Consider the following 26,536-nt stretch of genomic DNA (forward strand, 5'->3'; position numbering starts at 1 on the left):
CGACATTAAACTCAATTGGTGTGATTTGTGTCGTTATGGCCGTTAACCGATGAGATTAAATGTTGTTATTGAGAAAACTATTTGAAACAAAATAATTTGTAATGTGAAAAATACGTGTAACAAAAGCTCGGTAATTAAGTGAAAATTTGATTACCAAACGCTGAACAATTGAGAAATATAATGGTTTTAACGGCTTGAAAGCTAAACGACCGTAAATACAGGGGCTACGAAAGAAAAAGTTACGACTTTTCTGAAGAAAGGCTTGAGATTTTATCCTGAACCACTTATAGATGGTGGATTGAATTTTTAACTGGAATACACGGAGAGTTAGTGCGATGAGAGTAGGTTTAGTGGGTTGGCGTGGCATGGTTGGTTCTGTACTCATGCAACGTATGGTTGAAGAGCGTGATTTTGACCTGATTGAGCCCGTTTTCTACAGTACGTCACAAATCGGTATCCCTGCGCCAAACTTCGGCAAAGAAGCAGGTTTACTTCAAGATGCGTTTGATATTGATAGCCTGAAGCAGTTGGATGCGGTTATTACATGTCAGGGCGGCAGCTACACTGAGAAAGTGTACCCGGCACTTCGCCAGGCAGGCTGGAAAGGCTACTGGATTGATGCAGCGTCTACACTTCGCATGGACAAAGACTCCATTATTACTCTGGATCCAGTCAACCTGACTCAAATCCAACAAGGCATTCACGGTGGCACCAACACTTTCGTTGGCGGTAACTGTACCGTTAGCCTGATGCTGATGGGCCTGGGTGGTCTGTTTGAGCGTGGTCTGGTGGAATGGATGAGCGCGATGACCTACCAAGCTGCTTCTGGCGCGGGTGCACAAAACATGCGCGAACTGATTTCGCAAATGGGCGTGATCAATGATGCCGTAAGCTCTGAGCTGGCAAACCCATCAAGCTCTATTCTGGATATCGACCAGAAAGTGGCAGAAACCATGCGCTCTTCAAGCTTCCCGACAGACCAGTTTGGCGTACCGCTAGCAGGGTCTCTGATCCCTTGGATCGACGTTAAACGCGACAACGGTCAGAGCAAAGAAGAGTGGAAAGCTGGCGTAGAAGCGAACAAGATTCTGGGCCTGCAAAACTCTCCAGTACCAATCGACGGTACCTGTGTCCGCATCGGTGCGATGCGCTGCCACTCTCAGGCGCTGACCATCAAGCTGAAGCAGAATGTACCGCTGGACGAAATTGAAGAGATGATCGCAACGCACAACGATTGGGTAAAAGTTATCCCGAACGAGCGCGACATCACCGCTCGTGAATTGAGCCCAGCGAAAGTCACAGGTACTCTGTCCGTGCCAGTAGGCCGTCTGCGTAAGATGTCTATGGGCGATGACTTCCTGAACGCCTTCACTGTGGGTGACCAGTTATTATGGGGCGCAGCAGAACCTCTGCGTCGTACACTGCGCATCATTCTGGCTGAAAAACAGTAAGCACTCTCTCCTAAAAAATAAAGCGCCTTTATGGCGCTTTATTTTTATCAAACTCCTCATATTCATCGTGCCCACTCAATACCGGCACCACCCGCTTATCCGGGTCGGCCAGCTCGCTGCCACAATGTTTGCAATACAACGCGTCAGATTCGTGTCCTGACAACGAACAGTTCGGACATTTGACCAAGGAGCGATGGGAGCTCATTTCCTGATTCAGTTCGGCGGTGATGATCCCGGTAGGCACCGCCAGAATCGAATAGCCCAGCAACATGGTGAGCGAAGCGACGGCTTTTCCCAGTGGCGTTTGCGGCGCCACGTCGCCATAACCGACCGTCGTAATGGTCACAATCGCCCAGTAAATACTTTGTGGAATGCTGGTAAAACCGTTTTCCGGCCCTTCAATGACATACACCAACGAGCCAAAGATCGTGACCAACACCGCTACTGTGCTAAAGAAAATTAGGACTTTGCGCCGGGCACCAAGTAACGAACGCATCAAAATGTTGGAGTCTTGCAGGTAGCGCACCAGCTTGAGAATTCGGAAGATCCGCATCACCCTTAGCAGGCGAATCGCGCCCATGAATGTGGCTGATGGGAACAGCAGGGCGAAATAGGTGGGGAGGATCGACAACAAATCAATCACACCATAAAAGCTTTTCGCGTAAGCCGTTGGCTTTGGCGAGCAGTAAAGGCGCAGCAAATACTCGATAGTAAACAGAGCGGTAAAGAAATATTCGATATAACGAATTTCAGTTTTCCATACTGCTGAAACTTCAGGAATCGACTCCAGAATCAGGGTAAAAATGGAAGTCAGAATAGCGACAATCAGAGCAATATCGAACAGTCGACCGGCACGTGTATGAGTGCCGAAAATGATGACGTAAAGCTGATGTCTGAGTGTGTTGTTGGGCATGATATTGCAACCTGTTTCATCCGTTGCAATATCATAACGTCTCGCCAGCGTTTACGCTAACCCTGGGAACAGACTGCGCAAACCATTGGTAATGAATTCGATACCCAGTGCACCAAGGATCAGGCCCATAATACGAGTAATGACGTTGATGCCGGTTTGACCCAGCAGGCGGACGATGTATGGCGCAGAGCGAAACAGCAGCCAGGACGCGACACTGAACACCAAAATAGTCAGAATGATGCCTGCGGTATCCATCATAGCCGGATAACGTGATCCGTAAACAATAGTCGAACTGATGGCACCAGGGCCAGCCATTAAAGGCATGGCAAGGGGCACGACGCCAATTTGCTCGCGGCTGATGTATTCCGATTTTTCCTGTTTGTTTTGCTTATCTTCACCCAGCTTACCGCTCATCATCGAAAAGGCGATACTCAGTAACAGCAGACCACCTGCTACGCGAAATGAGTCCAGAGAAATACTGAACATATCCAGCAGCATCTGACCACCCAGAAGTGCGGTAATCAGAATCACAGCGACGGCTACGTTAGCGGTGCGCGCGGTCTTTTTCTTTTCATCCGGCGTCATGTGACCGGTGAGAGAAACGAAAATCGGCATGATACCGACCGGGTTAACAGCAGCAACCAGACCTAAAAAGAACTGTAGAAAGATAGCAAATTCAAAATGCATTAAGGGGTCTCTTGGCGATCACGGGATTGAAATGAAGCAAGCGTAATGTAAGTCAAAGATAGCAAAAGGACGAATGAAAAAAAGTATCGCGTTTTTGGTCTGATGATTAAAAAAAACTAATTATGGTCAAATGTTGCAAAGGCTTTGTTTCACTATTGTGTTTATTGCGTATGTGTTCCGCACAGTTTGTTAACATCAGCACATTTTTTGTAAAAAAAGTGGGTGGTGGTGGAGAGGGATACGGAGCAAGATATACTCTTAGTAGCACATTAAACGTCGGTTACACGTAGCGTTGTTGTTTAAAAATGAAACTTTTTTACAAAGTATTGTAGTTTTTTTAGTTTTGTTGGCCCAAGGTCGAAGTTTTTTATCACCGGGTGATGGTTTTTATTCACTATTATTATCAGTTGCTTAGGTGTTTTTTCTATAGGCTTATACCCCTTGAGGGGTAATTACTTTTTCATTACTGATCTGAGTCAATTTTTTTCACACACTGAAATATTATACTCAGCCATGAAAGCAATTTACTAAGTCTGTCGTTAGATAAATCGTTGACCAAATGAGAAAAAACTCAAGGACGCATACTTAATAAAGAGTTTTTAACGTTTTTCTATTTTAGGAGATTCATTATGCCTGTAACTAACCTGGCTGAACTTGATGCTCTTGTGGCTCGCGTAAAAGCAGCACAAGCTGAATTTGCTACTTACTCTCAAGAGCAAGTAGACAAAATCTTCCGTGCAGCATCTCTAGCAGCTAACCAAGCTCGTATTCCTCTAGCGCAACAAGCGGTAGCAGAATCAGGCATGGGTATCGTTGAGGATAAAGTAATCAAGAACCACTTTGCATCTGAGTACATCTACAACAAGTACAAAGATGAAAAAACTTGCGGCATTCTTGAAGAAGACGACAGCATGGGCACCATGACCATCGCTGAGCCTGTAGGTATCATCTGTGGTATTGTCCCAACCACCAACCCAACTTCAACTGCGATTTTCAAATCACTGATTTCTCTGAAAACTCGTAACGGTATCATCTTCTCACCACACCCACGTGCGAAGAACTCAACTAACGATGCGGCGAAACTGGTTCTGGATGCAGCGGTTGCTGCTGGTGCTCCAAAAGACATCATCGGTTGGATTGACCAACCATCTGTAGAACTGTCTAACGCACTGATGAAGCATGAAGGTATTGCACTGATCCTTGCAACTGGTGGTCCAGGCATGGTGAAAGCGGCTTACTCTTCAGGTAAACCAGCGATCGGCGTAGGTGCGGGTAACGTGCCTGTGGTTATCGACGAAACTGCTGACATCAAGCGTGCGGTAGCATCAGTTCTGATGTCTAAAACTTTCGACAACGGCGTAGTGTGTGCTTCTGAGCAGGCTGTGATCGTTATGGACGAAGTGTACGACGAAGTGAAAGAGCGTTTCGCGACTCACAAAGCGCACGTACTGAGCAAAGCAGACGCAGACAAAGTGCGTAAAGTGCTTCTGATTGATGGTGCTCTGAACGCGAAAATCGTAGGTCAGCCTGCAACTAAGATTGCTGAAATGGCCGGCGTTAAAGTACCAGCGGATACTAAGATCCTAGTGGGTGAAGGTATCGGTGAAGTGTCTTACGACGATGAATTCGCTCATGAGAAACTGTCTCCAACACTGGGTATGTTCCGTGCTTCTTCTTTCGAAAACGCGGTTGACCAAGCAGTGAAAATGGTTGAAATCGGCGGTATCGGTCATACTTCAGGCCTATACACTGACCAAGACGTGAACGCAGACCGTATCCGTTACTTCGGCGACCGTCTGAAAACAGCTCGTATTCTGGTGAACATCCCGACTACTCACGGTGGTATCGGTGACCTGTACAACTTCAACGTTGCGCCATCTCTGACGCTAGGTTGTGGTTCTTGGGGTGGTAACTCTATCTCTGAGAACGTAGGTCCTAAACACCTAATCAACAAGAAAATTGTTGCGAAGCGAGCTGAAAACATGTTGTGGCACAAACTACCTAAATCAATCTACTTCCGTCGCGGTAGCCTTCCAGTTGCTCTGGGCGACCTAGAAGGTAAGAAACGCGCATTCCTGGTAACTGACCGTTTCCTATTCAATAACGGTTACGCAGATGAAGTAGTGAGCCTGCTGAAAGCTCAAGGCATGGAAGTGACTACATTCTACGAAGTAGAAGCGGATCCAACTCTGTCTATCGTTAAGAAAGGTGCAGAGCAAATGCGTAGCTTCCAACCAGACGTTATTCTGGCTCTGGGCGGTGGTTCACCAATGGATGCTGCGAAGATCATGTGGGTAATGTACGAGCACCCAGAAACTCACTTCGAAGAACTGGCCATGCGCTTTATGGACATCCGTAAACGTATCTACAAGTTCCCTAAAATGGGTCAAAAAGCTGAGCTGGTTTGTATCACAACCACTTCAGGTACTGGTTCAGAAGTAACGCCATTCGCGGTAGTGACAGACGATCAGACTGGTGCGAAATACCCACTGGCTGACTACGAACTGACTCCAAACATGGCGATCGTAGACGCGAACCTGGTCATGAACATGCCTAAGTCTCTGACTGCCTTCGGTGGTTACGATGCAGTGGTTCACGCTCTGGAAGCTTACGTATCTGTACTGGCGAACGAATACTCTGACGGTCAGGCTCTGCAAGCACTGAAACTGCTGAAAGAATACCTGCCTTCAAGCTACGCAAACGGCGCGAAAGATCCAATCGCTCGTGAGAAAGTACACAACGCAGCTACTATTGCTGGTGTGGCATTTGCCAACGCGTTCCTGGGTGTATGTCACTCAATGGCGCACAAAATCGGTGCTGAGTTCCACCTACCTCACGGTCTGGCAAACTCACTGCTGATGGCAAACGTAGTTCGTTACAACGCGAATGACAACCCAACTAAACAAACTGCATTCTCTCAGTACGACCGTCCACAAGCTCGTCGTCGTTATGCTGAAGTGGCTGACCACTTGGGGCTGTCTCAACCAGGCGACCGCACTGCTCAGAAAATTGAGCGTCTGCTAGGTTGGTTGGAAGAGCTGAAACTGGCTCTGGATATTCCAGCGTCTATTCAGGCTGCAGGTGTGAACGAAGCGGACTTCCTGGCGAAAGTTGATGAGCTAGCGGTAGAAGCGTTCGATGACCAATGTACTGGTGCGAACCCACGTTACCCTCTAATCAGCGAGCTGAAAGAAGTACTGTTGGCTTCTTACTACGGTAAACCATTCGTTGAAGGTGAAACTTTCGAAGGTACAACTGTAATCAAGAAAAAAGCAGACCAAGAAGCAGCAAAAGTTGCGCCTAAAGCGAAGAAAGACAAAGCTGAAGCGTAATGAGATAAGTTTTCGCTAGCACGAAACTTATAATCGGGAAAAAGACAAGCCCCACCGTTTGGTGGGGCTTTTTCGTTTTTGGGGGGATGACTAAGTCCACATCACCATGACTGCGGCTAAGGCCACCAGAATCAGACCCAAACCATCTTTAATCCGTACCCGCTGTTTGAGCCAGAATACGGAAATCAACATAGTAAAAAATATTTCGACCTGCCCGAGGGTTTTGACGTAAGGCACCGCCTGCAATGACATGGCGCTGAACCAGCCAATGGAACCCACACAACTGCTGACGCTGGTAAGAAGCGTCAGTTTGGGCTTCGACCACAGGACTTTGAGAGTGTGGATATCTCGTACCAGCAAGTAGCCGACCAAGAGGACGGTTTGTAGCGAAATCACCAGCAGCAACACCCAGGCCGCACTATGAGGAAAAGGCAGACCAAGGGCGAGGCTAGCTTCACGAACCCAAAGCGACGTAAGGGCGAACGCGCTGCCACTTCCTAAGCCAAGCAAAATGGTGGGCAGAGAGAGTTGGCGAAAGCCACCTTGAGCACTCAACATAAATACGCCTATGCCACCCAGCAGTACACCGATCCAACCAAGGAAGCTCAGGTGGGTCCCAAAGAAGAGCATCCCCAGAATAGCGGCCACGAGCGCTTCGCTCTTGGCCAGTCCGGCGCCGACCGCGTAATTATTGAATTTAAACAGTTTCACCATCAATGCCGTGGCGAGAATTTGCATCAATGATGCCCCCACGATGAAGATAACGAACAAGGAGTTAAACGTGGGTAAGGCTATCGGTTCAATTTGATAGAGCACGACAAGATAAAGCGCCGCTAAAGGACCAGCCCAGAGAAAGCGTGCCAAAGTAACGCCTGCGGTCTTCACATCGCCGGAGAGACGGCTTTGAAAGGCGTTTCGCCAGGATTGCATGAAGGCGGCAAGAAAGGTGAAGAAGATCCATGTCATGATGAAGTATCCGAGAAAAGAGCGAGGGCACTATGCTATGAAAGCTATGGAGTATCAGCAAGTTAATTCATGGGTAATAAAGCAGCAAAAACAAAAAGCCTCTCAGGAGAGAGGCTTTGGGACGCAGATAATTGTTGATGCTCAGCTTAACCAGCCAGCACGTCGGTCGCCACTTTGTAGCTTGGGTCTTCTTTAACGTTAATTTCAACCAGGCTGCCTGCTTTTTGTAGTAGGGCGCGACAATCCTGACTCAGATGGCGAAGATGCAGAGTTTTGCCGACACTGGCGTAACGCTCAGCAATGGTTTCAATCGCCTCAATGGCGGAGTGATCGGCAACACGCGACTGGGCGAAATCAACAATCACATCTTGTGGATCGCTCTGTGCGTCAAACAGTTCGAGGAAGTTGGCTGCAGAGCCAAAGAAAATCGGACCGTTGATCTGGTAAACCTTTGAGCCTTCTTCATTGATGTGGCTGCTGGCGTAGATGTGTTTCGCGTGTTCCCAGGCAAACATCAACGCTGAAGCAATCACGCCCACCGCGACCGCAATCGCCAAATCGGTAAAGACCGTCACGACGGTAACCAGCACTATCACGAAGAAGTCTTGCTTAGGTACGCGGCGCGCCAGTTTGAATGTAGCCCATTCAAAGGTACCAATCACCACCATAAACATCACGCCAACCAGTGCGGCTAGAGGGATCATCTCAATCAGAGAAGAAGCAAACAGAATAAAGACCAGCAGCATCACCGCGGCAACAATACCCGAAAGGCGACCACGACCACCTGAGTTCACATTGATCATTGACTGGCCAATCATCGCACAGCCGCCCATGGCGCCGAACATTGAACACGTGATGTTTGCCAGGCCCTGGCCCATACACTCGCGGTTAGACTGACCACGCGTGTTGGTCATCTCATCGAGCACCGTCAGGGTCAGCAGTGATTCAATCAGGCCGATCGCAGCCAGAATTACAGAATAAGGCAGAATGATTTGCAGCGTTTCCAGTGTCATTGGCACACTCGGAATCGAGAAGCTTGGCAGGTTGCCCGCCAGCGTTGCCGCCTCATTGCCCGACATCGCGCGCAGGAAATCCACTACTGTGCGAGTTTCCAGCCCCAATCCCTGAACGAGGAGAGTAATCGTTACGATCGCCGCCAGCGAAGATGGCACGGCCGTGGTGATTTTAGGCAGGAAATAAATGATGGCCATCGTCAGAGCAACCAAACCCAGCATCAGCATCATTTGGTCTTGTGGTAACCAGGTCAGCATGCCGTTGATATCTGGCGCCTTGAACTGACCAAGTTGGGCGAGGAAAATCACAATCGCCAGACCATTAACGAAACCGATCATCACCGGATGCGGTACCATACGAATGAATTTACCGAGCTTAAACAGACCTGCGGCAATCTGCAGCATGCCAGCAAACAAGATGGCAGCAAACAGGTACTGAACGCCATGTGACGCGACCAGACTCACCATGACGACGGCCATTGCACCCGTGGCGCCAGAGATCATGCCAGGACGACCGCCAAAAATTGAGGTAACCAGACCGACAATAAAGGCGGCGTAGAGACCAACCATGGGATCCACACCCGCCACGAAGGCAAATGCGACGGCTTCGGGAACCAATGCCAGTGCTACGGTTAAGCCCGATAGCACGTCATTTTTTACCGAATGCTTAGAAAATTGTGGGAATTCAAACATGAGTATTCAGTTTTTCGCTGTCGTTAAATGAGTGGAGACACATGCTCTGTGCTGACGCTAAGCCCAATGCAAGTGCGATGACATGAGTCACCGACGACAGGCCAAAATTGTGACAAAAAAAGAATAGCAGCAGAAGGGTGTCAGTTTTTCAGTCGGCGATGGTACTGAATAGTGTGATTAAGTTCAACAATTAACCGGGTAAATGTCCCGCTAGCCGTAATAACGTAAACCGATAACGGGTTGTGTTTCAGGCCTACCTCTGCTTTTTTTACGGTCAGTTAACGTTGCAATGTGTCTGGTATCATATAGTGGCCGCTTTATGTTTTTCAGTTGGAGGTAGGTTATGTCAGCCAAAGGAAACACTATTGCGGCGATGGTGCTATTTTGTGTAGGTTCAACAGGCGCTTTTTCTGCACCACAAGAGTCAAACAGTGGCAGATCAACAAGTCAATTGAGCGGCGATGCCAAGTTAGGCTTTATTTTCTCTAAAACCGACAGCACATCGATGTCCGTCAATTCGGGAGCGACATTGAAGTACGATGAAGCGCAGCGTAAGCAGCAGTTATCATTCGCCACTTACTATTCTCATCAGTCAGATGACGACGGGACCAACAAATATCGGATTATTTACGACATCAAACATAGCGTGACGGACGATATGTTTTGGTTTAGTAACGCTAAATATGAGCACGATCAGTTTGCGACTTACCGTCACCAAGCGCTGATTGTGGCCGGTTTAGGCAAGACGTTGATTGACGATGAGACATCAAAACTTGAGATGGGTGCCGGCCCTGGTTTTCGTTATTCCAAGCGCCAGTCTTACGATAAAACTCGCCCGAACGAGAGTCAGGACGAAGTGATTGCGAACGCATTTGTCAACGGTAATACCCAACTAACAGCGGCAATGAATGTTGGTGGTGGGTTGCGGGTCGACTATGGCGATTCGAATACCACGACAACTGCGAATGCCTTTTTGAAAAACAAGCTAGCGGAGAAATTAGCGTTGGTGCTCGATACAGAGTACATCTACAACTCGCAGGTCGCGGCAGGTAAGAGTCACGATGAAATCTACAGCACGCTGAGTTTGAATTATGCATTCTGAGCAATAAAAAGCCCACCGTGAGGTGGGCTTTTATTCTCTAACCGTGATGGTGTTAGAACTGAGGCTTAGTCATTGTAGCGCTCGCTTGGTTGCTTGCAGCTTGGCTACCTGCACCGCGAGATTGGTAACGTTCACTGCGGAACGGTGCTGCGAGTACAGTGATTTCCTTCAGTTCGTTGGTACCAGGCGCTTTCGCCATTGGCGCCGAGGCGCGACCAGACGTTACAGCAGGTTTAGCCACTGGTTTGCTGACGACAATCGGAGCTTCTTCGACGATCGGTGCAGCTACTGGTTCCGCTACCGCAACTTCAACAACCACTTCTGGTTCTGCAACGGGTTCTTCGCTTGGCGCTTCAACGACAACCGGAGCGACTACTGTTTCAACCACTTCAGGTTGAGCCACGATTTCCGCGATCGCTTCAACAACAGGTGTTTCCATCGGTGCTTCTGCGACTACAGCAGGTGTTTCACGGCGAATGATCACTTTACCCATTGCCATTTCCGGACAAGCAACACCACCCATAGCAACGCTTACTTCTGCTACCGGAGTCTCTTCAACTTTCGGTGCTTTTGGCGCAGGTTTGGCCAAATCGTAACGTGGCATGACTTTACCCATTGCCATCTCAGGAGAGGCAACTCCACCTTTACGCAGGCGGAATGGATTAGGGCGGCGATCACGTCCGCGACGGCGGCGCTGACCACTTGCACGCAGGTGGCGAGGTGAACGACGGTTACGACGCTGTTTCTGATCGTTATCGCCTTCTTGACCTTCGGTGTCAGCAACTTCGGTGTTGATCTCTTTCACAGACTCAACCGCAGCATCTACCACTGGAGTTGTATCATTGAGGCTCTCTTCCTCGGCAGCCTGCTGATCTTTAACGCGAATCTGCTTAGTCAGTTTGCGACGTTGACGACGCTCTTTCACTACGGCTGCTTTTTCTTCCTTCGCTTCGTTGCGAGGAGCATCCGTCGGCTCTTGTTGAGCATCCGCGGCAAGCTGACGACCTTGCTCCATCAGCTTGGCTGATTTTGCATCGTCACGCTTGTTGCGACGTGGCTCGTTACGATCACTACGCTCGTTGCGCTCGCCTCGGTCATTACGCTCACCGCGTTCACCACGGTCATTGCGATCTTGTTTTGGCTTACGCTCTTGCTTGCGGGTCGTCTGCGTGTCTTTATCTTCGAACGCTTTGTTCTCGCCAGCTTTATCTTTCGTTTCGTCGTTTGGCTTACGCTTGTTCTTATCTCGTGAGTTACGACGGCGATCATTACGGTCACGACGTGGCTGAGAAGACTTGTTACGGTCATCGTTGCCTTTCGCTTTAGGTTTGTCTTGCTCTTCTTTCTTCGGCTCTTGTGCTGGTGCTGCGAACAGACCCGACAAGGCTTTCAAGAAGCGACTGAACAGACCTGGTTTTTCTTCCTTAACTTCCTGTGGTTTTTCAACCTGAGGTTTCGGAGATGGCGCAGGTGCCGGAACCGCTTGAGCTGGAGCAGCAAAACCTTTCAGTACCGGTTCTTCGATACGTTTTGGTTTGATCTCAGATTCTGATGGCTCTTTACCTTCAGCTTCTTTCATTGCTTCCAGTTTGCGAGGAATCAGGTAAGACAGAATATTCTGTTCTTCGCCTTCACGGACACGAATCACTTCAAAATGAGGTGTTTCCATATCTGAGTTAGGCACAACCGTGATTTTCACTTCCTGAATGCGCTCAATGTGGTTCACTGAACGACGCTTCTCGTTCAACAGGTAAGATGCGATAGAAACCGGTACGACAGCCAGCACCTGAGAGGTGTTGTCTTTCAGGGCTTCTTCTTCGATCAAACGCAGAACAGACAGAGCCAGAGATTCGTTGTCACGAATGACACCTGTACCAGTACAACGAGGACAGATGTGGTGGCTTGCTTCAGCCAGTGATGGGCTCAGACGCTGACGCGACATTTCCAGCAGACCAAAGCGTGAAATACGGCCAATTTGAACGCGAGCTCGGTCGACACGTACCGCTTCACGCAGACGGTTTTCCACTTCACGTTGATGGCGAACTGGCGTCATATCGATAAAGTCGATGACGACCAAACCACCAAGGTCACGCAGACGAAGTTGGCGAGCGATTTCGTCAGCTGCTTCCAGGTTCGTGTTCAGAGCGGTTTCTTCGATATCGCCACCTTTGGTTGCACGGGCGGAGTTGATATCGATAGAGGTCAGTGCTTCGGTTGGGTCGATAACAATCGAACCACCAGATGGCAGACGAACTTCACGTTGGAACGCAGATTCGATTTGGCTTTCAATCTGGAAGTGGCTGAACAGTGGAACTTCACCGTCATACTTCTTCACGCGATTAACGAAATCAGGACGCACCAAACGGATGTGCTCAAGCGCACGTTCGTAGATGGTGTTGCTGTCGATCAGGATTTCACCGATGTCACGGCGCAGGTAGTCACGAATCGCACGTACGATAACGTTACTTTCCTGGTGGATCAGGAATGGCGCAGGATTTGAATCCGACGCTTGCTTGATCGCACTCCAGTGGTTCAACAGAACATTCAGGTCCCACTCCAGCTCTTCGCCGCTTTTACCTACACCAGCGGTACGCACGATAAGGCCCATGCCCTGAGGCAGTTCCAACGTGCTTAACGCCGACTTAAGTTCAGTGCGCTCGTCACCTTCGATACGGCGAGAAATACCGCCAGCACGAGGGTTGTTAGGCATCAGAACCAGGTAGCTACCTGCAAGGGAGATGAAAGTGGTCAGGGCTGCGCCTTTGCTACCGCGTTCCTCTTTCTCAACTTGCACGATCACTTCCTGGCCTTCGGTCAGCACTTCTTTAATGCTTGGACGGCCTTGGTAACTGTAACCTTCAGGGAAGTATTCGCGGGCAATTTCTTTGAGAGGGAGGAAACCGTGTCTTTCTGCGCCGTAATCGACGAATGCTGCTTCCAGACTTGGTTCAATGCGGGTGATGCGACCTTTGTAGATATTTGCTTTTTTGGATTCATGTCCAGGACTTTCGATATCCAAATCGAAAAGTCGCTGGCCATCCACCAATGCGACACGCAACTCTTCTTTCTGAGTTGCGTTAATTAACATTCTTTTCATTTAAAAATCTCGTTTTCTTTCTTTCATTTTGATTATTGTTCTTGCTGCGTTTGTTTCGTTTTCACGGTGCCTGATCCCATGGCTTATTCGTTACAGCCTCCCGGCTGGAGGGGATGCTCTGAGGGCACGACAGTCATCACAAGCATGCAACACGCCTGTGATCCGCATAGAGGCGGAGAGTACTCAACATGAAATGACGATGAGTAGAGCAACAAGAAAGCCTCAACCAATGGTGTCTTACGCCACGTGCTGCACATTGATGTTCGGCCGACTACTCATAAAACTGCGCCAAAAGAACGGTTAAAATAATTTATCACCTGTTCGATTATTGCAGCTGTGAACTATAGCAGCGACTGGTAAACTCAGCAATCGGCTTTATTAGAAAGCGCTTAAAATTTTAAGACTCTGTACAAAAAATGTCAGTGAACGCTGATTATTCGCAGAGAAAATTGCAAACAAGTTTTGAAATCTATCAGTAAAACAACGCCGATTTGTCGGTGCAAAGCGTGCTATTGGTGTGACTTTCAACAATTTAGAGCGAATTTTAAGCTGAAACGCCGTTTTTCTGTTACGAAGAAAAATGTGAATTTCATCCTATAACGGTTAGAATAGCCGCCATGAGCGAAATGAGAACAGAAGTCCAGTTCATCGATATCGATGAAGACATGGCTGGTCAGCGCATTGATAACTTTTTGCGCAACCAATTAAAAACTATCCCGAAAAGCGTGGTTTATCGAATTCTGCGCAAGGGCGAAGTACGCGTGAACAAAAAGCGCGTCAAAGCGGAATACAAACTCGAAGCGGGCGATATCGTACGCGTTCCACCAGTGACGATGGAAATCAAAGAGGACGAAGCACCAGCACCGAGCACCAAGCTTAATAAAGTTGCAGAGCTCGAGCATTGCATCCTCTATGAAGATGACCATATGTTGGTACTGAACAAACCGTCAGGCACAGCGGTGCACGGCGGCAGCGGGTTGAAATTTGGCGCGATTGAAGCGATGCGAGCTCTGCGTCCGCAAGCGCGTTTTCTTGAACTGGTGCATCGCATTGACCGCGATACGTCCGGCATTCTGTTGATTGCCAAAAAGCGTTCAGCACTGCGTCAGTTACAGAGCCAGTTTCGAGAGAAAACCGTACAGAAGTATTACTTCGCACTCGTGATGGGCGAGTGGAAAAACAGCTGCAAAGTGGTCAACGCTCCGCTGCTGAAGAACGAAGTCAACAGTATTGTGCGTGTCAACCCGAATGGAAAGCCGTCGGAAACCCGCTTCAAAATTTTGGAAAAGTTCCCTCAGGCAACGCTGATCCAGGCAAGCCCAATCACTGGCCGAACCCACCAGATTCGTGTTCACACTCAATATGTTGGCCATCCGATTGCGTGGGATGACCGTTATGGTGACCGCCGCTTTGATGCTTACACAGCGCAATTCGGCATAGACCGTTTATTCCTGCATGCGGCCAATATTCAGTTTGTTCACCCTGCCAGCGGTGAGAAGATGGAAATCAATGCACCGCTCGACGCCAAGTTGGAAAAAGCACTGGCGAAAATGCGTCAGGCGGGATGAACGAAAAGGCTTGTCTCACGACAAGCCTTTTCGTCTGAAGCGGGTTTACAATACGTAGACGGATTCGTTCTCCAGCAATTTGACTAATTGGATCAGCGGAAGCCCAACCAGTGTATTGGGGTCATCGCCCTCCAAACGCTCGAATAAAGCGATACCCAGTCCCTCGCTTTTAAAACTGCCCGCACAGTTGAGAGGTTGTTCTCTATCGACGTAGTGAGTCGCCATTTCGCGGCTTAGCTGACGAAAATGCACAGTAAAGGTATCGAGTACAACCTGTGCCTGATCCGTTTCAGTGTTGTACAGCGCTAATCCGGTGTAAAAAGTGATCGCCTGACCACTCTGGCTGAGTAGTTGTTCAATCGCTTTTGCTCGAGTGTGTGGCTTACCGACGATTTGACCGTTGATCACGCAAACCTGGTCAGAGCCAATCACTAAACTCGGTGCAATCACAGAACATGAACGGGCTTTTTCTTCTGCCAGACGTTGCACCAGTCGCTGAGGGGATTCCCCGTCGTGCGGAGTTTCATCGCAATCTGGTGTCGCAGTGGAAAAGGGCAGATGTAGTTTGCTCAGAAGTTGCTGACGAAATGGGGATGTGGACGCTAAAACTAGTTGGTAATTTTGCATTTTAATTTACAATTATCGCGAGTTTGGCAGCAGCATATCTCAAGTAAACTGGCTGTTCATAATGCTCTCAGCGGAAAGGGAAAAAAAACTAACTTTTTTGCCTTTTTCTTTGACTAAACCTATTTTGGAAGATAATATTCGCGCCCTATGCAAAAGGTAAAAATACCGCGATCAGTTGATCCGGCGAAAGCAGCTTCAAAACGACTTGACTACGATGGCATCATCCAAATGAGTCTTTTTAAGCGCTTAGAGGAATCAACTGCAGGCGTTAAACGCGACGCACAAGTTTCATTGTCATTTGGGCTTGATGAACAGCGACTCGTTGTTATCTCTGGTAAAGCTAACATCGAAGTCGATTTAGAGTGTCAACGCTGTAATGAGGTTTTCACACACGAGTGTGAGGTCGAGTTCACTTACACCCCGTATTTCGGGCCGAAAAGTGAAGAAGACGCTCCGGACGAGTACGATTTGGTAGATCTGAACGAGTTTGGTGAGGTTGACCTGATTCAGCTAGTTGAAGACGAGTTCATCATTAATCTGCCTCAGGTAGCAATGCATGACGAAGCGGATTGTAGCGTTAATTCAGACAATATGGTGTTTGGTGAACTTCCAGACGAAGTGTTGGAAGACAAGCCGAATCCATTCGATGTTTTAAAAAGTTTAAAGAAGTAAATCTTTAAGCAATAACATAGGAGTAGGGTCAATGGCCGTACAACAAAACCGTAAAACACGTTCACGCCGTGGTATGCGTCGTTCACACGATGCGCTTACTACAGCTGCTCTATCTGTAGATGCGACTTCAGGTGAAACTCACCTACGTCACAACGTGACTGCTGACGGTTACTACCGTGGCAAAAAGGTTATCAACAAGTAAGGTTGACCTTTGCATAATTTAACCGTTGCACTTGATGCAATGGGCGGGGATTTCGGTCCTCGCGTCACAGTGCCTGCCGCCGTGCAGGCACTGTCGCATTTCCCAGAGCTAAAAGTGACCCTCGTTGGTGATCAGGCCATGATCGCCCGTCAACTTTCACTTCTAGGTTACGAAGCAAACACTCGTTTGAGTATTTTGCACAGTGACCGAGTTATTTCTAACTCAGAGAAACCCTCTCTCGCGCTTCGCAACAGTCATGGCAGCTCTATGGGCATGGCGATCGATTTGGTTGCAGAAGGGCAAGCTGATGCTTGTGTCAGCGCCGGCAATACCGGTGCCTTGATGGCGCTTTCTCGTTTCCGTCTTAAATTATTACCAGGTATCGACAGACCAGCGTTAGTTTCTGCGCTGCCTACTGCGTCCGGCGGCAGAACCTGGATGTTGGACCTCGGAGCGAATGTTTCCAGTGATGCAGATTCGCTGTTTCAGTTTGCTGTCATGGGCTCAGCTTTGGCAGAACAGCATTTGTCTCGTCCGCCACGAGTTGCGATTCTCAATATCGGTGCTGAGGAAATAAAAGGCAATGATCTTGTCAAACGTTGTGCAGAAATGCTCCATCAGACACAAGCCGTGAATTTTATTGGTTATATTGAAGGTAACCAACTGCTGTTAGACACCGCCGATGTCGTGGTGTGTGACGGTTTTGTCGGCAACGTATGTCTGAAAACGTGTGAAGGAACTGCGCAACTCTTTATCGATAAGTTAAAAAGTAAGTTTTTAGCCTCATCCATAAAGGGTTGGATTGCCAGAAAACTGTTTTCTGAGCTATTTACTGAACTAAAAACATTGAACCCCGACCAGTATAACGGCGCAAGTTTGCTAGGATTGCGCGGCATTGTCATTAAAAGTCATGGAAGTGCTGATGTATCCGCTGTCGTGAATGCAATTTCAGAAGCGGTACATGAAGTGAAACGACAAGTACCCAGCCGTATAAGCGATCGTTTGGAAGCGGTTTTACTCGAGAGGCATTATTAGTCTTCATGTATAGCAAAATTTTAGGTACAGGCAGCTACCTGCCATCTCAGGTGCGTACTAACGCAGATTTGGAGAAAATGGTAGATACAAGTGATGAGTGGATTGTCACGCGCACCGGTATTCGTGAGCGTCGTATTGCCGCAGAAAATGAAACCGTAGCCGATATGGGCTTTTACGCGGCGCAAAACGCCATTGAAATGGCGGGCATTGATAAAAACGACATCGACTTAATCATTCTTGCCACAACCAGTAGCAGCCATACGTTTCCATCTTCAGCCTGTCAGGTTCAAGCGAAACTGGGCATCAAAGGCTGTCCGGCGTTTGATCTTGCAGCGGCATGTTCCGGCTTTATGTACGGTTTGTCGGTGGCTGATCAGCATATCAAATCCGGCATGTGCAAAAACGTGCTGGTCATTGGTTCTGATGCGTTGTCAAAAACCTGTGACCCGACGGATCGTTCCACTATCATTCTTTTTGGTGATGGTGCGGGTGCCGTGGTGGTTGGTGCCAGTGAAGAGCCAGGTATTTTGTCGACCCACATTTACGCCGATGGTGAATTCGGCGATCTACTGAGCCTGGAAGTGCCAGAGCGCGGTGGTGATGTCGACAAATGGTTGTACATGGCAGGCAACGAAGTATTCAAAGTAGCTGTGACTCAGCTTTCAAAACTGGTCAAAGACACTCTGGCTGCCAACAACATGCATAAGTCTGAACTAGACTGGTTGGTGCCACATCAGGCGAACTACCGAATTATTTCTGCGACAGCGAAAAAGCTATCAATGTCGCTGGATCAAGTGGTGATCACGCTTGACCGTCATGGTAATACTTCCGCTGCGACGGTGCCAACGGCACTGGATGAAGCGGTACGTGATGGTCGTATCAAACGTGGTCAGACTCTGCTTTTAGAAGCCTTTGGTGGTGGTTTCACCTGGGGTTCTGCGTTAGTCAAGTTCTAACGCCCGCTCAATAATAAATTAGACTTTAAGGAGTCGCGAGACTCCTTATTCATTCTTAGTTAAGGAAAAAAACAATGAGCAAGTTTGCTATCGTATTTCCAGGTCAGGGTTCTCAGGCAGTTGGTATGCTTGCCGAGCTTGGCGAACAGTATGATGTAGTTAAACAAACTTTTGCAGAAGCGTCTGATGCACTGGGTTACGACCTTTGGGCTCTGGTTCAGAACGGTCCTGCAGAAGATCTCAACCAGACTTTCCGTACTCAACCTGCACTGCTGGCGTCTTCTGTTGCTATCTGGCGTGTATGGCAGGAGCTGGGCCTGGAGCAGCCAGAAGTGCTGGCAGGCCACAGTCTGGGTGAATACTCAGCACTGGTTTGTGCTGGTGTGATTGATTTTAAAGCTGCGATCAAACTGGTTGAACTGCGTGGTCAACTGATGCAAGAAGCCGTGCCAGCAGGTACAGGCGCAATGTACGCGATCATTGGTCTGGATGATGCGGCTATTGCCAAAGCGTGTGAAGAAGCCGCGCAAGGTGATGTAGTGTCTCCTGTGAACTTTAACTCACCAGGTCAGGTGGTGATCGCAGGCCAGAAAGATGCGGTAGAACGCGCTGGCGCACTGTGTAAAGAAGCGGGCGCTAAACGTGCTCTGCCTCTGCCAGTTTCTGTACCTTCACATTGTGCTCTGATGAAACCAGCGGCTGAAAAATTGGCTGTTGCGCTAGAAGCGCTGACATTCAACACTCCACAAATTCCTGTTATCAACAACGTTGATGTAGTCGCTGAAACTGATCCAGCGAAAATCAAAGATGCGTTGGTTCGTCAATTGCACAGCCCAGTTCGCTGGACCGAAGGCGTTGAGAAGATGGCAGAACAAGGCATTGAAAAACTAATTGAAGTTGGCCCAGGCAAGGTGTTGACTGGTCTGACTAAACGTATTGTGAAAACGCTAGACGCAGCTGCAGTGAACGACATCGCTTCACTGGAAGCGGTTAAGTAAGAATAGGAAATAAACATGAATAATTTCATGAACCTGGAAGGCAAAGTTGCTCTGGTAACTGGCGCAAGCCGTGGTATCGGTAAAGCGATCGCGGAACTATTGGTTGAACGTGGTGCCACAGTAATCGGTACGGCAACCAGTGAAAGCGGTGCAGATGCAATCAGCGCGTACTTGGGCGATAACGGTAAAGGTTTGGCGTTGAACGTGACAGACGTAGACTCTATCGAGTCTGTGCTGAAAAGCATCAACGACGAATTTGGCGGCATCGATATTCTGGTGAACAACGCAGGTATCACTCGTGATAACCTGTTAATGCGCATGAAAGATGACGAATGGACCGATATCCTGGATACTAACTTGACGTCTATCTTCCGTCTGTCTAAAGCTGTACTACGTGGCATGATGAAAAAACGTCAAGGTCGTATCATCAACGTTGGTTCTGTTGTCGGTACAATGGGCAACGCTGGCCAAACGAACTACGCAGCAGCAAAAGCGGGCGTAATTGGCTTTACCAAGTCAATGGCGCGTGAAGTTGCATCCCGTGGCGTGACTGTGAACACAGTTGCACCAGGTTTCATCGAAACGGATATGACAAAAGCGCTGAATGACGACCAACGTACTGCTACACTAGCACAAGTGCCAGCAGGTCGTCTGGGTGATCCACGTGAAATCGCATCTGCGGTTGCATTCCTGGCATCTCCGGAAGCAGCGTACATTACTGGTGAAACTCTGCACGTTAACGGCGGAATGTACATGGTTTAAGGCCAAGTTTGGGGCGAAATGAACGAAACTGGTTTAGTAAAATGTTGACTTCGTCCAAAACTTGTCAGTGAAATGCGCAAGATTTGTGCATGATATATGTCAAAAATGGTGTGAATTTCGGTTAAAATCGCCAAATTTGTGGTTTGACCAGCAAGGTCCCCCTTGCAACTTTCACTAGTTCGAATAAACTACGGAATCATCGCATTAGGCGAAATCTGTAAAGGAAAAGAAAAATGAGCAACATCGAAGAACGCGTAAAGAAAATCATCGTTGAACAGCTAGGCGTAGACGAAGCAGAAGTTAAAAACGAAGCTTCTTTCGTTGAAGACCTAGGTGCGGATTCTCTGGACACTGTTGAGCTTGTTATGGCTCTGGAAGAAGAATTCGACACTGAGATTCCTGATGAAGAAGCAGAGAAAATCACTACTGTTCAAGCTGCGATCGATTACGTAAACAGCGCTCAGTAATGTCTCTCCCCAGGCGGCCCTCTGGCCGCCTGAGTTTTTCTCACTCATCTATAATCTCTCATAGAATTTTCATTTCCGGAGAATATGATCGTGTCCAAGCGTCGTGTCGTTGTCACTGGCATGGGTATGTTGTCACCGGTAGGCAACACTGTAGAATCTTCTTGGAAAGCCCTGCTAGCTGGTCAAAGTGGTATCGTGAATATCGAACACTTTGATACAACAAATTTCTCAACTCGTTTCGCAGGTCTGGTAAAAGATTTTAACTGCGAAGAGTACATGTCTAAAAAAGATGCCCGTAAAATGGATTTGTTTATCCAGTACGGTATTGCGGCGGGTATCCAAGCGCTAGACGATTCTGGTCTGGTAATCACTGAAGAAAACGCTCCACGCGTCGGTGTTGCAATCGGCTCTGGTATCGGTGGTCTTGATTTGATCGAAACAGGTCATCAGGCGCTTATGGAGAAAGGTCCACGTAAAGTGAGCCCGTTCTTCGTACCTTCAACCATCGTGAACATGGTTGCGGGTAACCTATCTATCATGCGTGGTCTTCGTGGTCCTAACATCGCGATTTCAACTGCATGTACTACAGGTTTACACAACATCGGTCACGCAGCTCGTATGATTGCATACGGTGATGCGGAAGCGATGGTTGCAGGCGGTAGCGAAAAAGCGTCAACCCCTCTGGGTATGGCTGGCTTTGGTGCGGCGAAAGCACTGTCTACACGCAATGATGAGCCAACAAAAGCTTCTCGTCCATGGGACAAAGACCGTGATGGTTTTGTTTTGGGTGACGGTGCAGGCGTGATGGTTCTGGAAGAATACGAACACGCGAAAGCGCGTGGCGCGAAAATCTACGCAGAAATCGTAGGCTTCGGTATGTCTGGTGACGCTTACCACATGACTTCACCAAGTGAAGATGGTTCGGGTGGCGCACTGGCAATGGAAGCAGCGATGCGTGATGCAGCAGTAGCAGGTACTCAAATCGGCTACGTGAACGCGCACGGTACGTCTACTCCAGCGGGTGACGTAGCGGAAGTGAAAGGTATCAAACGCGCTCTGGGCGAAGACGGTGCAAAACAAGTTCTGATCTCTTCTACCAAATCAATGACGGGTCACCTATTGGGTGCCGCCGGTTCGGTTGAAGCTATCATTACGGTGTTGTCGCTGGTCGACCAAATCGTTCCGCCAACCATCAACCTGGATAATCCAGAAGAAGGTCTGGGCGTGGATCTGGTTCCGCACACAGCACGTAAAGTGGAAGGCATGGAATACGCGATGTGTAACTCGTTTGGCTTTGGTGGCACAAACGGTTCACTGATCTTCAAGCGCGTATAATCACCGCACTTTCATTGAACTTTACTTGAGTTGAAACGGCTTGATGCTTAGCATTAAGCCGTTTCTTTTTTCAGGGAGAAGAAAAATGTTCTGGCACAACGGTGAACCCCGTGACACGGTCGCAATCGCAGATCGCTCTTTCCAATATGGTGATGGCTGTTTTACCACCATCCTGACTAAGCAGAGCGACATTCAGCATTGGCCATATCATATTGAGCGCATGGAAGCCTGCCTGAATCTGTTAGACATTCCTCTGCCTGACTGGGCACAAATTCGTTCCTGGCTGGACGCTGCAATCCTGGGTGACGAAAGAGCTGGTCTTAAATTGCACATCAGCCGAGGTGAAGGCGGACGTGGTTACAGTCCCGCGCATTTAACTCAGCCCAATGTTACTATTAGCAACTTTGCTTTCCCTGGTCACTATGCTGATTGGCAGCAACACGGACTTCACCTTGGCGTGTGTCACCATCGTATGGGTATCAATCCATTATTGGCCGGACACAAACACAACAACCGTCTGGAGCAGGTATTGTTGAAAGGGGAAATGGACAGAGCAGGGTTTGCTGATGGTGTTTGTCTGGATATTCACGGCCATCTAGTGGAAACCACCATGGCAAACTTGTTCTGGATAAAAGGGGAAACGTTGTATACGCCGAGTCTCGATAATGCCGGCGTGTCTGGTATTGCGCGGCGGCTTATTATTCAGGATGCTCCGAAGTTCGGTTTGAAAGTGGTGATTGGTGAGTTTGAGCTCGACCATCTCGACAATGCCGACGAAGTATTTATTTCTAATGCGATTATGGAAGTCGCACCGGTAACGGCGCTTGCCGGGCAGCACTATTCCATCGGTTTTTACACACGACGATTTCAGGAGAGCTTTAATTCGTGATTAAAAAACTCGTTTCACTGCTATTTACCTTATTGGCTCTGGCAGCCGTGGGGTACTTCTATGTGACTAAACAAGTGGATGTTTACTTGTCACAACCTCTCGATATTCAAAGCGAACAACTGGTGACGATCCCGTCAGGCACTAGCCTCAATGGCGCACTGTCCCTCATGACCAAACATGGCTGGATAGACTCTCAGTTTGCTGAAAAACTGGTTCGTCGTTTCCATCCGGAACTGACACAGATTAAAGCGGGTACTTATCAGCTGATGCCTGATATGAAGCTGGCACAAGCGCTGAAATTGTTGGTTTCGGGCAAAGAGCATCAGTTCGCGATTACGTTTGTAGAAGGCAGCCGCTTTAGCGAATGGATGGCGATCCTTGAACAAAATGAACAGCTCAAGCATACGTTAACCGAAAGTTCGGAAGCGGACATTGCCAAACAATTGGGCATTGAGCAGTCAAAACTCGAAGGGCTGTTTCTGGCGGAAACCTATCATTTCACTAAAGGGGTCAGCGATCTCGATATTCTCAAGCGTGCCCACCGCAAGTTGGAAGGCATTCTCAATAGTGCTTGGGAAACCCGTCAGGAAAATCTGCCGTTGACGTCCCCATACCAAGCACTGATTCTGGCTTCAATCATTGAGAAAGAGACCGCGGTGGAATCGGAACGTGAACGCATTGCGTCGGTGTTCGTCAATCGCCTCAATAAAAGAATGCGCCTGCAGACAGACCCAACCGTGATTTACGGTATGGGCGATAATTACGACGGCAACATTCGTAAAAAGGATCTGCGTGCACCAACACCGTACAACACCTACGTGATCAATGGATTGCCGCCAACGCCGATTGCGATGCCTGGCGAAGCGTCGATTCGCGCCGCATTGAATCCAGAGCAGAGCGCGTATCTTTATTTCGTCGCCAGTGGAAACGGAGGTCATGTGTTTTCAAAGAATCTTACAGAACATAACCGCGCGGTACGCGCTTACTTAAAACAGCTCAGACAACAGTAATGAATTCAAAATATATCGTAGTAGAAGGCCTTGAGGGCGCAGGTAAGAGTACGGCTATTCAAGAGGTCGTTGAGACACTCCATGCCCATGGCATTGAGAACATCACACGCACGCGTGAGCCGGGCGGCACAGTGCTGGCAGAAAAAATGCGCGCGCTGGTGAAAGAAGAGCATGAAGGTGAAGTTCTGCAGGATATGACCGAACTGCTGCTGATGTATGCGGCGCGCGTTCAATTGGTCGAGAACGTCATAAAACCTGCGTTAAAACAGGGACAGTGGGTGGTGGGTGACCGCCATGACATGTCTTCTCAGGCTTATCAAGGCGGTGGTCGCCAGATCGCACGTGAAACCATGCAAAGCCTCAAACAAACCACACTCGGCGCATTTAAGCCCGATTTTACACTCTATCTGGATATCGATCCGAAAGTCGGCTTGGAACGTGCCCGTGGCCGTGGTGAACTCGATCGCATCGAAAAGATGGACATCAGTTTTTTTGAGCGTACTCGTGAGCGTTATTTGGAGTTGGCCGCCGCTGATGACTCCGTGGTGACCATCAATGCAGAGCAGACCATTGAGCAGGTTACGCACGATATCAAGCAAGCGCTGGAAAACTGGTTGCAGAGCGCTTAAGGAATCACCATGCAACACATCTATCCTTGGTTAGCGGACGCTTGGCAAAGCTGGAAGCAGCGTCTGGATGAGCAGAGCTTTGCTTCGGCCACTCTGATTTCAGCGCCAGCCGGACTTGGCACATTTCAAATGGCGGAGCAATTTGCCCGCGCACTGATGTGTCAGACCCACAGCAGTGAGCCCTGCGGCTTTTGTCACGGCTGCGATCTGATGCAGTCGGGGAGTCATCCCGACTATCATCTTGTTCGCCCGGAAAAAGAGGGGCGAACCATCAGTGTTGACCAGGTTCGTCAATGTAATCGCTTGGCGCAGGAATCCTCACAGTTGTCAGGTTATCGCCTGATTGTGATTGAGCCCGCTGAAGCGATGAATGAATCGGCGGCGAACGCATTGCTGAAAACATTGGAAGAACCGGCAGAAAAGTGTGTTTTTGTGCTGCTGACCTCACGTATCAATCATTTGTTGTCGACGATTGTCAGCCGCTGCCAGCAAATCACAGTGGCAGAACCGTCTGCATCGTTGGTAGCGGAGTGGTTGGCGGGAGAACTGCAACAGGATGTGCCCGCGTTTGCTTCACACATTCATGGCAATGCGCCGCTGCTGACCCGAGAATTCATTGCGTCCGGTGGTATGAAACAATATCAGGAACTGGAAGCGAAGTTTATTCAGGCAATTCAAGGCGACATACTCAGCCAACTAGAATGTGCCAAACTCGCGGCCAGTGAGCCGCAGAGCCGCTTAAACTGGTTGTGGTATCTGATGACGGATGCCCAGAAAGCGCACTTTAGTCTGGCACAAAACCATATGACGCCAGGTTGCCTGGCCGTCGCCAAGGCTTGCAGCTTCGCGCTTTTGCAGCAGCAGACCGAAGCATTGGCTAAACTGTCTGAACAACTGCGTGTTTTCAGCGGCTTAAACAGCGAGCTGATGATCACCGATTGGTTACTGAAATTTAATGAGGAAGCATGTTTGTAGATTCACACTGTCACCTGGACAAACTCGATTATCAGGATTTACACAACGGCATTGAAGATGTGATTGAAAAAGCACGTCAGGCTAACGTGAAGCAGCTGCTGTCAGTGGGTGTGACGTTAGACTCATTCCCGGACATGCTGGAGATGATTACTCCGTTTGATAATGTTCACGCTTCTTGTGGCGTGCATCCGCTGGATGTGGAGAGCGATTTTGAACTGGATCGTTTTCACGAGTACGCCAAGCACCCGAAAGTAGTCGCGATTGGTGAAACTGGCTTGGACTACCACTACCAACCGGAAACGGCAGAACTTCAGAAGCTGCGTTTTTCTCAGCAGATAGACACCGCGGTTGCACTCAACAAACCATTGATTATCCATACCCGTAATGCGCGTCAGGATACCCTGGACATGTTGCGTAGAGGTGGTGCGGATCAATGTGGTGGCGTGATTCACTGTTTTACGGAAGATCTGCCTTTTGCACAAGCGGCGATGGATCTCGGCTTTTACATCTCGATCTCTGGGATCGTGACGTTTCGTCAAGCCACAGAGCTGAAAGACGTGGTGAAACAACTGCCGTTGGATCGCCTGTTGATCGAAACGGATTCTCCGTATCTTGCCCCGGTTCCGCACCGAGGAAAACAGAATCAGCCAGCCTATGTGGTCGAGGTTGCTGCGTATATATCGCAACTGAAAGGGGTTTCATTAAGCGAAGTTGCTGAAAAAACCACCCAAAACTACCACAATCTTTTTTTGCGATAGAAAGAAAACTTTGGCTAAAAAGAGAGCGTGAGCTCTCTTTTTTTCTATTATTTATTCTGAGTAAGCTAAAAATCGCGCTTGTTTACGAAAAATGTTGAAAATGTGGCTCAAATTCATCCTTGTGTAATTTTGTTACGAAAAATAACAATGCGATCGAATTTATTCACTAAGCAAAATTAATGTTTAGTAATTTTTATATCAATAAAAACAGATAGATAGATGAAATGTAAAGGATTTCAAAGGAGCCGGGGGATTGTGATCTGTCTATTACTTTGAAACTAAATTTCATTCCAAACTAGAAAGCTTGAGGGGCATCAATATATATTTAGAGCCGAAAAATATAATGCATATTGTGTTACATTTTCATTGAGCACTGACACTATGGCTACGGGGGTGTGC

General features: G+C 48.5%; 23 protein-coding genes. 17 read left to right on the forward strand and 6 right to left on the reverse strand.

Annotated elements, in window-relative coordinates; all coding sequences use genetic code 11:
* Positions 1–335: 335 nt before the first annotated feature.
* Complete coding sequence (gene asd / locus LGV68_RS00905) at positions 336–1,451, forward strand: aspartate-semialdehyde dehydrogenase (protein ID WP_020331300.1); 1,116 nt, start codon at positions 336–338, stop codon at positions 1,449–1,451.
* A 28-nt stretch (positions 1,452–1,479) separates the two neighbouring features.
* Here asd and LGV68_RS00910 read toward each other — a convergent pair whose 3' ends face one another.
* On the reverse strand, positions 1,480–2,364 hold the full coding sequence (locus LGV68_RS00910) for an ion transporter (protein WP_032081010.1): 885 nt from the start codon (positions 2,362–2,364) through the stop codon (positions 1,480–1,482).
* Between the two features lie 51 nt (positions 2,365–2,415).
* The gene (locus LGV68_RS00915) at positions 2,416–3,051 is read right to left on the reverse strand and encodes a YchE family NAAT transporter (RefSeq protein ID WP_020329859.1); all 636 of its coding nucleotides are present in this window, start codon (positions 3,049–3,051) and stop codon (positions 2,416–2,418) included.
* 629 nt (positions 3,052–3,680) lie between these two features.
* On the opposite strand from LGV68_RS00915, the gene adhE reads away from it, so the two are divergent.
* A complete protein-coding gene (gene adhE / locus LGV68_RS00920; protein ID WP_020329862.1) occupies positions 3,681–6,383 on the forward strand; it encodes a bifunctional acetaldehyde-CoA/alcohol dehydrogenase in 2,703 nt (900 codons plus the stop codon).
* A 90-nt stretch (positions 6,384–6,473) separates the two neighbouring features.
* Here the strand turns inward: adhE and LGV68_RS00925 are convergent, their stop codons facing one another.
* The gene (locus LGV68_RS00925; RefSeq protein ID WP_252536043.1) at positions 6,474–7,349 is read right to left on the reverse strand and encodes a DMT family transporter; all 876 of its coding nucleotides are present in this window, start codon (positions 7,347–7,349) and stop codon (positions 6,474–6,476) included.
* A 146-nt stretch (positions 7,350–7,495) separates the two neighbouring features.
* The gene (locus LGV68_RS00930; protein WP_032081012.1) at positions 7,496–9,055 is read right to left on the reverse strand and encodes a SulP family inorganic anion transporter; all 1,560 of its coding nucleotides are present in this window, start codon (positions 9,053–9,055) and stop codon (positions 7,496–7,498) included.
* A gap of 343 nt (positions 9,056–9,398) precedes the next feature.
* On the opposite strand from LGV68_RS00930, the gene LGV68_RS00935 reads away from it, so the two are divergent.
* Positions 9,399–10,157 (forward strand): DUF481 domain-containing protein, encoded by a 759-nt coding sequence (locus LGV68_RS00935; protein WP_202659897.1) that lies wholly within the window; start codon positions 9,399–9,401, stop codon positions 10,155–10,157.
* A 52-nt stretch (positions 10,158–10,209) separates the two neighbouring features.
* Here the strand turns inward: LGV68_RS00935 and rne are convergent, their stop codons facing one another.
* Positions 10,210–13,254 carry a ribonuclease E gene (gene rne, locus LGV68_RS00940; protein ID WP_202659895.1) on the reverse strand — a complete coding sequence of 1,015 codons (3,045 nt, stop codon included), beginning with the start codon at positions 13,252–13,254 and terminating at the stop codon, positions 10,210–10,212.
* Between the two features lie 617 nt (positions 13,255–13,871).
* Between rne and rluC the strand changes: the two genes are divergently transcribed.
* Positions 13,872–14,822: a 23S rRNA pseudouridine(955/2504/2580) synthase RluC gene (gene rluC, locus LGV68_RS00945; protein ID WP_020329867.1), complete on the forward strand. Its 951-nt coding sequence runs from the start codon at positions 13,872–13,874 to the stop codon at positions 14,820–14,822.
* Positions 14,823–14,867: 45 nt separating this feature from the next.
* On the opposite strand, the gene LGV68_RS00950 is transcribed toward rluC, so the two are convergent.
* Positions 14,868–15,449: a nucleoside triphosphate pyrophosphatase gene (locus LGV68_RS00950; protein WP_202659893.1), complete on the reverse strand. Its 582-nt coding sequence runs from the start codon at positions 15,447–15,449 to the stop codon at positions 14,868–14,870.
* Between the two features lie 147 nt (positions 15,450–15,596).
* On the opposite strand from LGV68_RS00950, the gene yceD reads away from it, so the two are divergent.
* The 13 genes from yceD (at position 15,597) to LGV68_RS01015 (ending at position 26,137) form a co-directional block, all read left to right on the forward strand.
* Positions 15,597–16,121, forward strand: a complete 525-nt coding sequence (gene yceD, locus LGV68_RS00955; protein ID WP_032080140.1) for a 23S rRNA accumulation protein YceD — start codon at positions 15,597–15,599, stop codon at positions 16,119–16,121.
* A gap of 31 nt (positions 16,122–16,152) precedes the next feature.
* A complete protein-coding gene (gene rpmF, locus LGV68_RS00960; protein ID WP_014204674.1) occupies positions 16,153–16,323 on the forward strand; it encodes a 50S ribosomal protein L32 in 171 nt (56 codons plus the stop codon).
* Between the two features lie 9 nt (positions 16,324–16,332).
* Positions 16,333–17,358 (forward strand): phosphate acyltransferase PlsX, encoded by a 1,026-nt coding sequence (plsX, locus tag LGV68_RS00965; RefSeq protein WP_020329870.1) that lies wholly within the window; start codon positions 16,333–16,335, stop codon positions 17,356–17,358.
* 5 nt (positions 17,359–17,363) lie between these two features.
* A complete protein-coding gene (locus tag LGV68_RS00970) occupies positions 17,364–18,314 on the forward strand; it encodes a beta-ketoacyl-ACP synthase III (RefSeq protein WP_020329871.1) in 951 nt (316 codons plus the stop codon).
* 74 nt (positions 18,315–18,388) lie between these two features.
* The gene (gene fabD, locus LGV68_RS00975) at positions 18,389–19,312 is read left to right on the forward strand and encodes an ACP S-malonyltransferase (RefSeq protein WP_020433355.1); all 924 of its coding nucleotides are present in this window, start codon (positions 18,389–18,391) and stop codon (positions 19,310–19,312) included.
* A 27-nt stretch (positions 19,313–19,339) separates the two neighbouring features.
* Positions 19,340–20,074 (forward strand): 3-oxoacyl-ACP reductase FabG, encoded by a 735-nt coding sequence (gene fabG / locus LGV68_RS00980; RefSeq protein ID WP_024374330.1) that lies wholly within the window; start codon positions 19,340–19,342, stop codon positions 20,072–20,074.
* Positions 20,075–20,307: 233 nt separating this feature from the next.
* The gene (gene acpP / locus LGV68_RS00985; RefSeq protein ID WP_014204679.1) at positions 20,308–20,541 is read left to right on the forward strand and encodes an acyl carrier protein; all 234 of its coding nucleotides are present in this window, start codon (positions 20,308–20,310) and stop codon (positions 20,539–20,541) included.
* 90 nt (positions 20,542–20,631) lie between these two features.
* Complete coding sequence (fabF, locus tag LGV68_RS00990) at positions 20,632–21,876, forward strand: beta-ketoacyl-ACP synthase II (protein WP_024374329.1); 1,245 nt, start codon at positions 20,632–20,634, stop codon at positions 21,874–21,876.
* Between the two features lie 85 nt (positions 21,877–21,961).
* The gene (gene pabC / locus LGV68_RS00995) at positions 21,962–22,765 is read left to right on the forward strand and encodes an aminodeoxychorismate lyase (protein ID WP_047462641.1); all 804 of its coding nucleotides are present in this window, start codon (positions 21,962–21,964) and stop codon (positions 22,763–22,765) included.
* Positions 22,762–23,775: an endolytic transglycosylase MltG gene (gene mltG, locus LGV68_RS01000; protein WP_061056269.1), complete on the forward strand. Its 1,014-nt coding sequence runs from the start codon at positions 22,762–22,764 to the stop codon at positions 23,773–23,775. The genes pabC and mltG overlap by 4 nt, the downstream gene beginning before the upstream one ends.
* Positions 23,775–24,404, forward strand: a complete 630-nt coding sequence (gene tmk, locus LGV68_RS01005; RefSeq protein ID WP_252536044.1) for a dTMP kinase — start codon at positions 23,775–23,777, stop codon at positions 24,402–24,404. Before mltG ends, tmk begins: the two co-directional genes overlap by 1 nt.
* 9 nt (positions 24,405–24,413) lie before the next feature.
* Positions 24,414–25,379, forward strand: coding sequence for a DNA polymerase III subunit delta' (holB, locus tag LGV68_RS01010; RefSeq protein ID WP_222726386.1), 966 nt, complete (start codon positions 24,414–24,416; stop codon positions 25,377–25,379).
* The gene (locus LGV68_RS01015) at positions 25,370–26,137 is read left to right on the forward strand and encodes a YchF/TatD family DNA exonuclease (protein WP_020329881.1); all 768 of its coding nucleotides are present in this window, start codon (positions 25,370–25,372) and stop codon (positions 26,135–26,137) included. Before holB ends, LGV68_RS01015 begins: the two co-directional genes overlap by 10 nt.
* Positions 26,138–26,536 lie beyond the last annotated feature (399 nt).

The sequence above is a fragment of the Vibrio sp. LQ2 genome (assembly GCF_023920125.1).
Lineage (GTDB): Bacteria > Pseudomonadota > Gammaproteobacteria > Enterobacterales > Vibrionaceae > Vibrio > Vibrio fluvialis.

What these genes read in the sequence shown, in the direction of transcription:
- rne (WP_202659895.1), bottom strand. Translation starts at nt 13,254, where the DNA reads ATGAAAAGAATGTTAATTAACGCAACTCAGAAAGAAGAGTTGCGTGTC.
- fabD (WP_020433355.1), top strand. Translation starts at nt 18,389, where the DNA reads ATGAGCAAGTTTGCTATCGTATTTCCAGGTCAGGGTTCTCAGGCAGTT.
- adhE (WP_020329862.1), top strand. Translation starts at nt 3,681, where the DNA reads ATGCCTGTAACTAACCTGGCTGAACTTGATGCTCTTGTGGCTCGCGTA.
- acpP (WP_014204679.1), top strand. Translation starts at nt 20,308, where the DNA reads ATGAGCAACATCGAAGAACGCGTAAAGAAAATCATCGTTGAACAGCTA.
- holB (WP_222726386.1), top strand. Translation starts at nt 24,414, where the DNA reads ATGCAACACATCTATCCTTGGTTAGCGGACGCTTGGCAAAGCTGGAAG.
- LGV68_RS00950 (WP_202659893.1), bottom strand. Translation starts at nt 15,449, where the DNA reads ATGCAAAATTACCAACTAGTTTTAGCGTCCACATCCCCATTTCGTCAG.
- LGV68_RS01015 (WP_020329881.1), top strand. Translation starts at nt 25,370, where the DNA reads ATGTTTGTAGATTCACACTGTCACCTGGACAAACTCGATTATCAGGAT.
- yceD (WP_032080140.1), top strand. Translation starts at nt 15,597, where the DNA reads ATGCAAAAGGTAAAAATACCGCGATCAGTTGATCCGGCGAAAGCAGCT.
- fabG (WP_024374330.1), top strand. Translation starts at nt 19,340, where the DNA reads ATGAACCTGGAAGGCAAAGTTGCTCTGGTAACTGGCGCAAGCCGTGGT.
- LGV68_RS00930 (WP_032081012.1), bottom strand. Translation starts at nt 9,055, where the DNA reads ATGTTTGAATTCCCACAATTTTCTAAGCATTCGGTAAAAAATGACGTG.
- pabC (WP_047462641.1), top strand. Translation starts at nt 21,962, where the DNA reads ATGTTCTGGCACAACGGTGAACCCCGTGACACGGTCGCAATCGCAGAT.
- asd (WP_020331300.1), top strand. Translation starts at nt 336, where the DNA reads ATGAGAGTAGGTTTAGTGGGTTGGCGTGGCATGGTTGGTTCTGTACTC.
- rluC (WP_020329867.1), top strand. Translation starts at nt 13,872, where the DNA reads ATGAGCGAAATGAGAACAGAAGTCCAGTTCATCGATATCGATGAAGAC.
- tmk (WP_252536044.1), top strand. Translation starts at nt 23,775, where the DNA reads ATGAATTCAAAATATATCGTAGTAGAAGGCCTTGAGGGCGCAGGTAAG.
- LGV68_RS00935 (WP_202659897.1), top strand. Translation starts at nt 9,399, where the DNA reads ATGTCAGCCAAAGGAAACACTATTGCGGCGATGGTGCTATTTTGTGTA.
- LGV68_RS00915 (WP_020329859.1), bottom strand. Translation starts at nt 3,051, where the DNA reads ATGCATTTTGAATTTGCTATCTTTCTACAGTTCTTTTTAGGTCTGGTT.
- rpmF (WP_014204674.1), top strand. Translation starts at nt 16,153, where the DNA reads ATGGCCGTACAACAAAACCGTAAAACACGTTCACGCCGTGGTATGCGT.
- LGV68_RS00925 (WP_252536043.1), bottom strand. Translation starts at nt 7,349, where the DNA reads ATGACATGGATCTTCTTCACCTTTCTTGCCGCCTTCATGCAATCCTGG.
- LGV68_RS00910 (WP_032081010.1), bottom strand. Translation starts at nt 2,364, where the DNA reads ATGCCCAACAACACACTCAGACATCAGCTTTACGTCATCATTTTCGGC.
- LGV68_RS00970 (WP_020329871.1), top strand. Translation starts at nt 17,364, where the DNA reads ATGTATAGCAAAATTTTAGGTACAGGCAGCTACCTGCCATCTCAGGTG.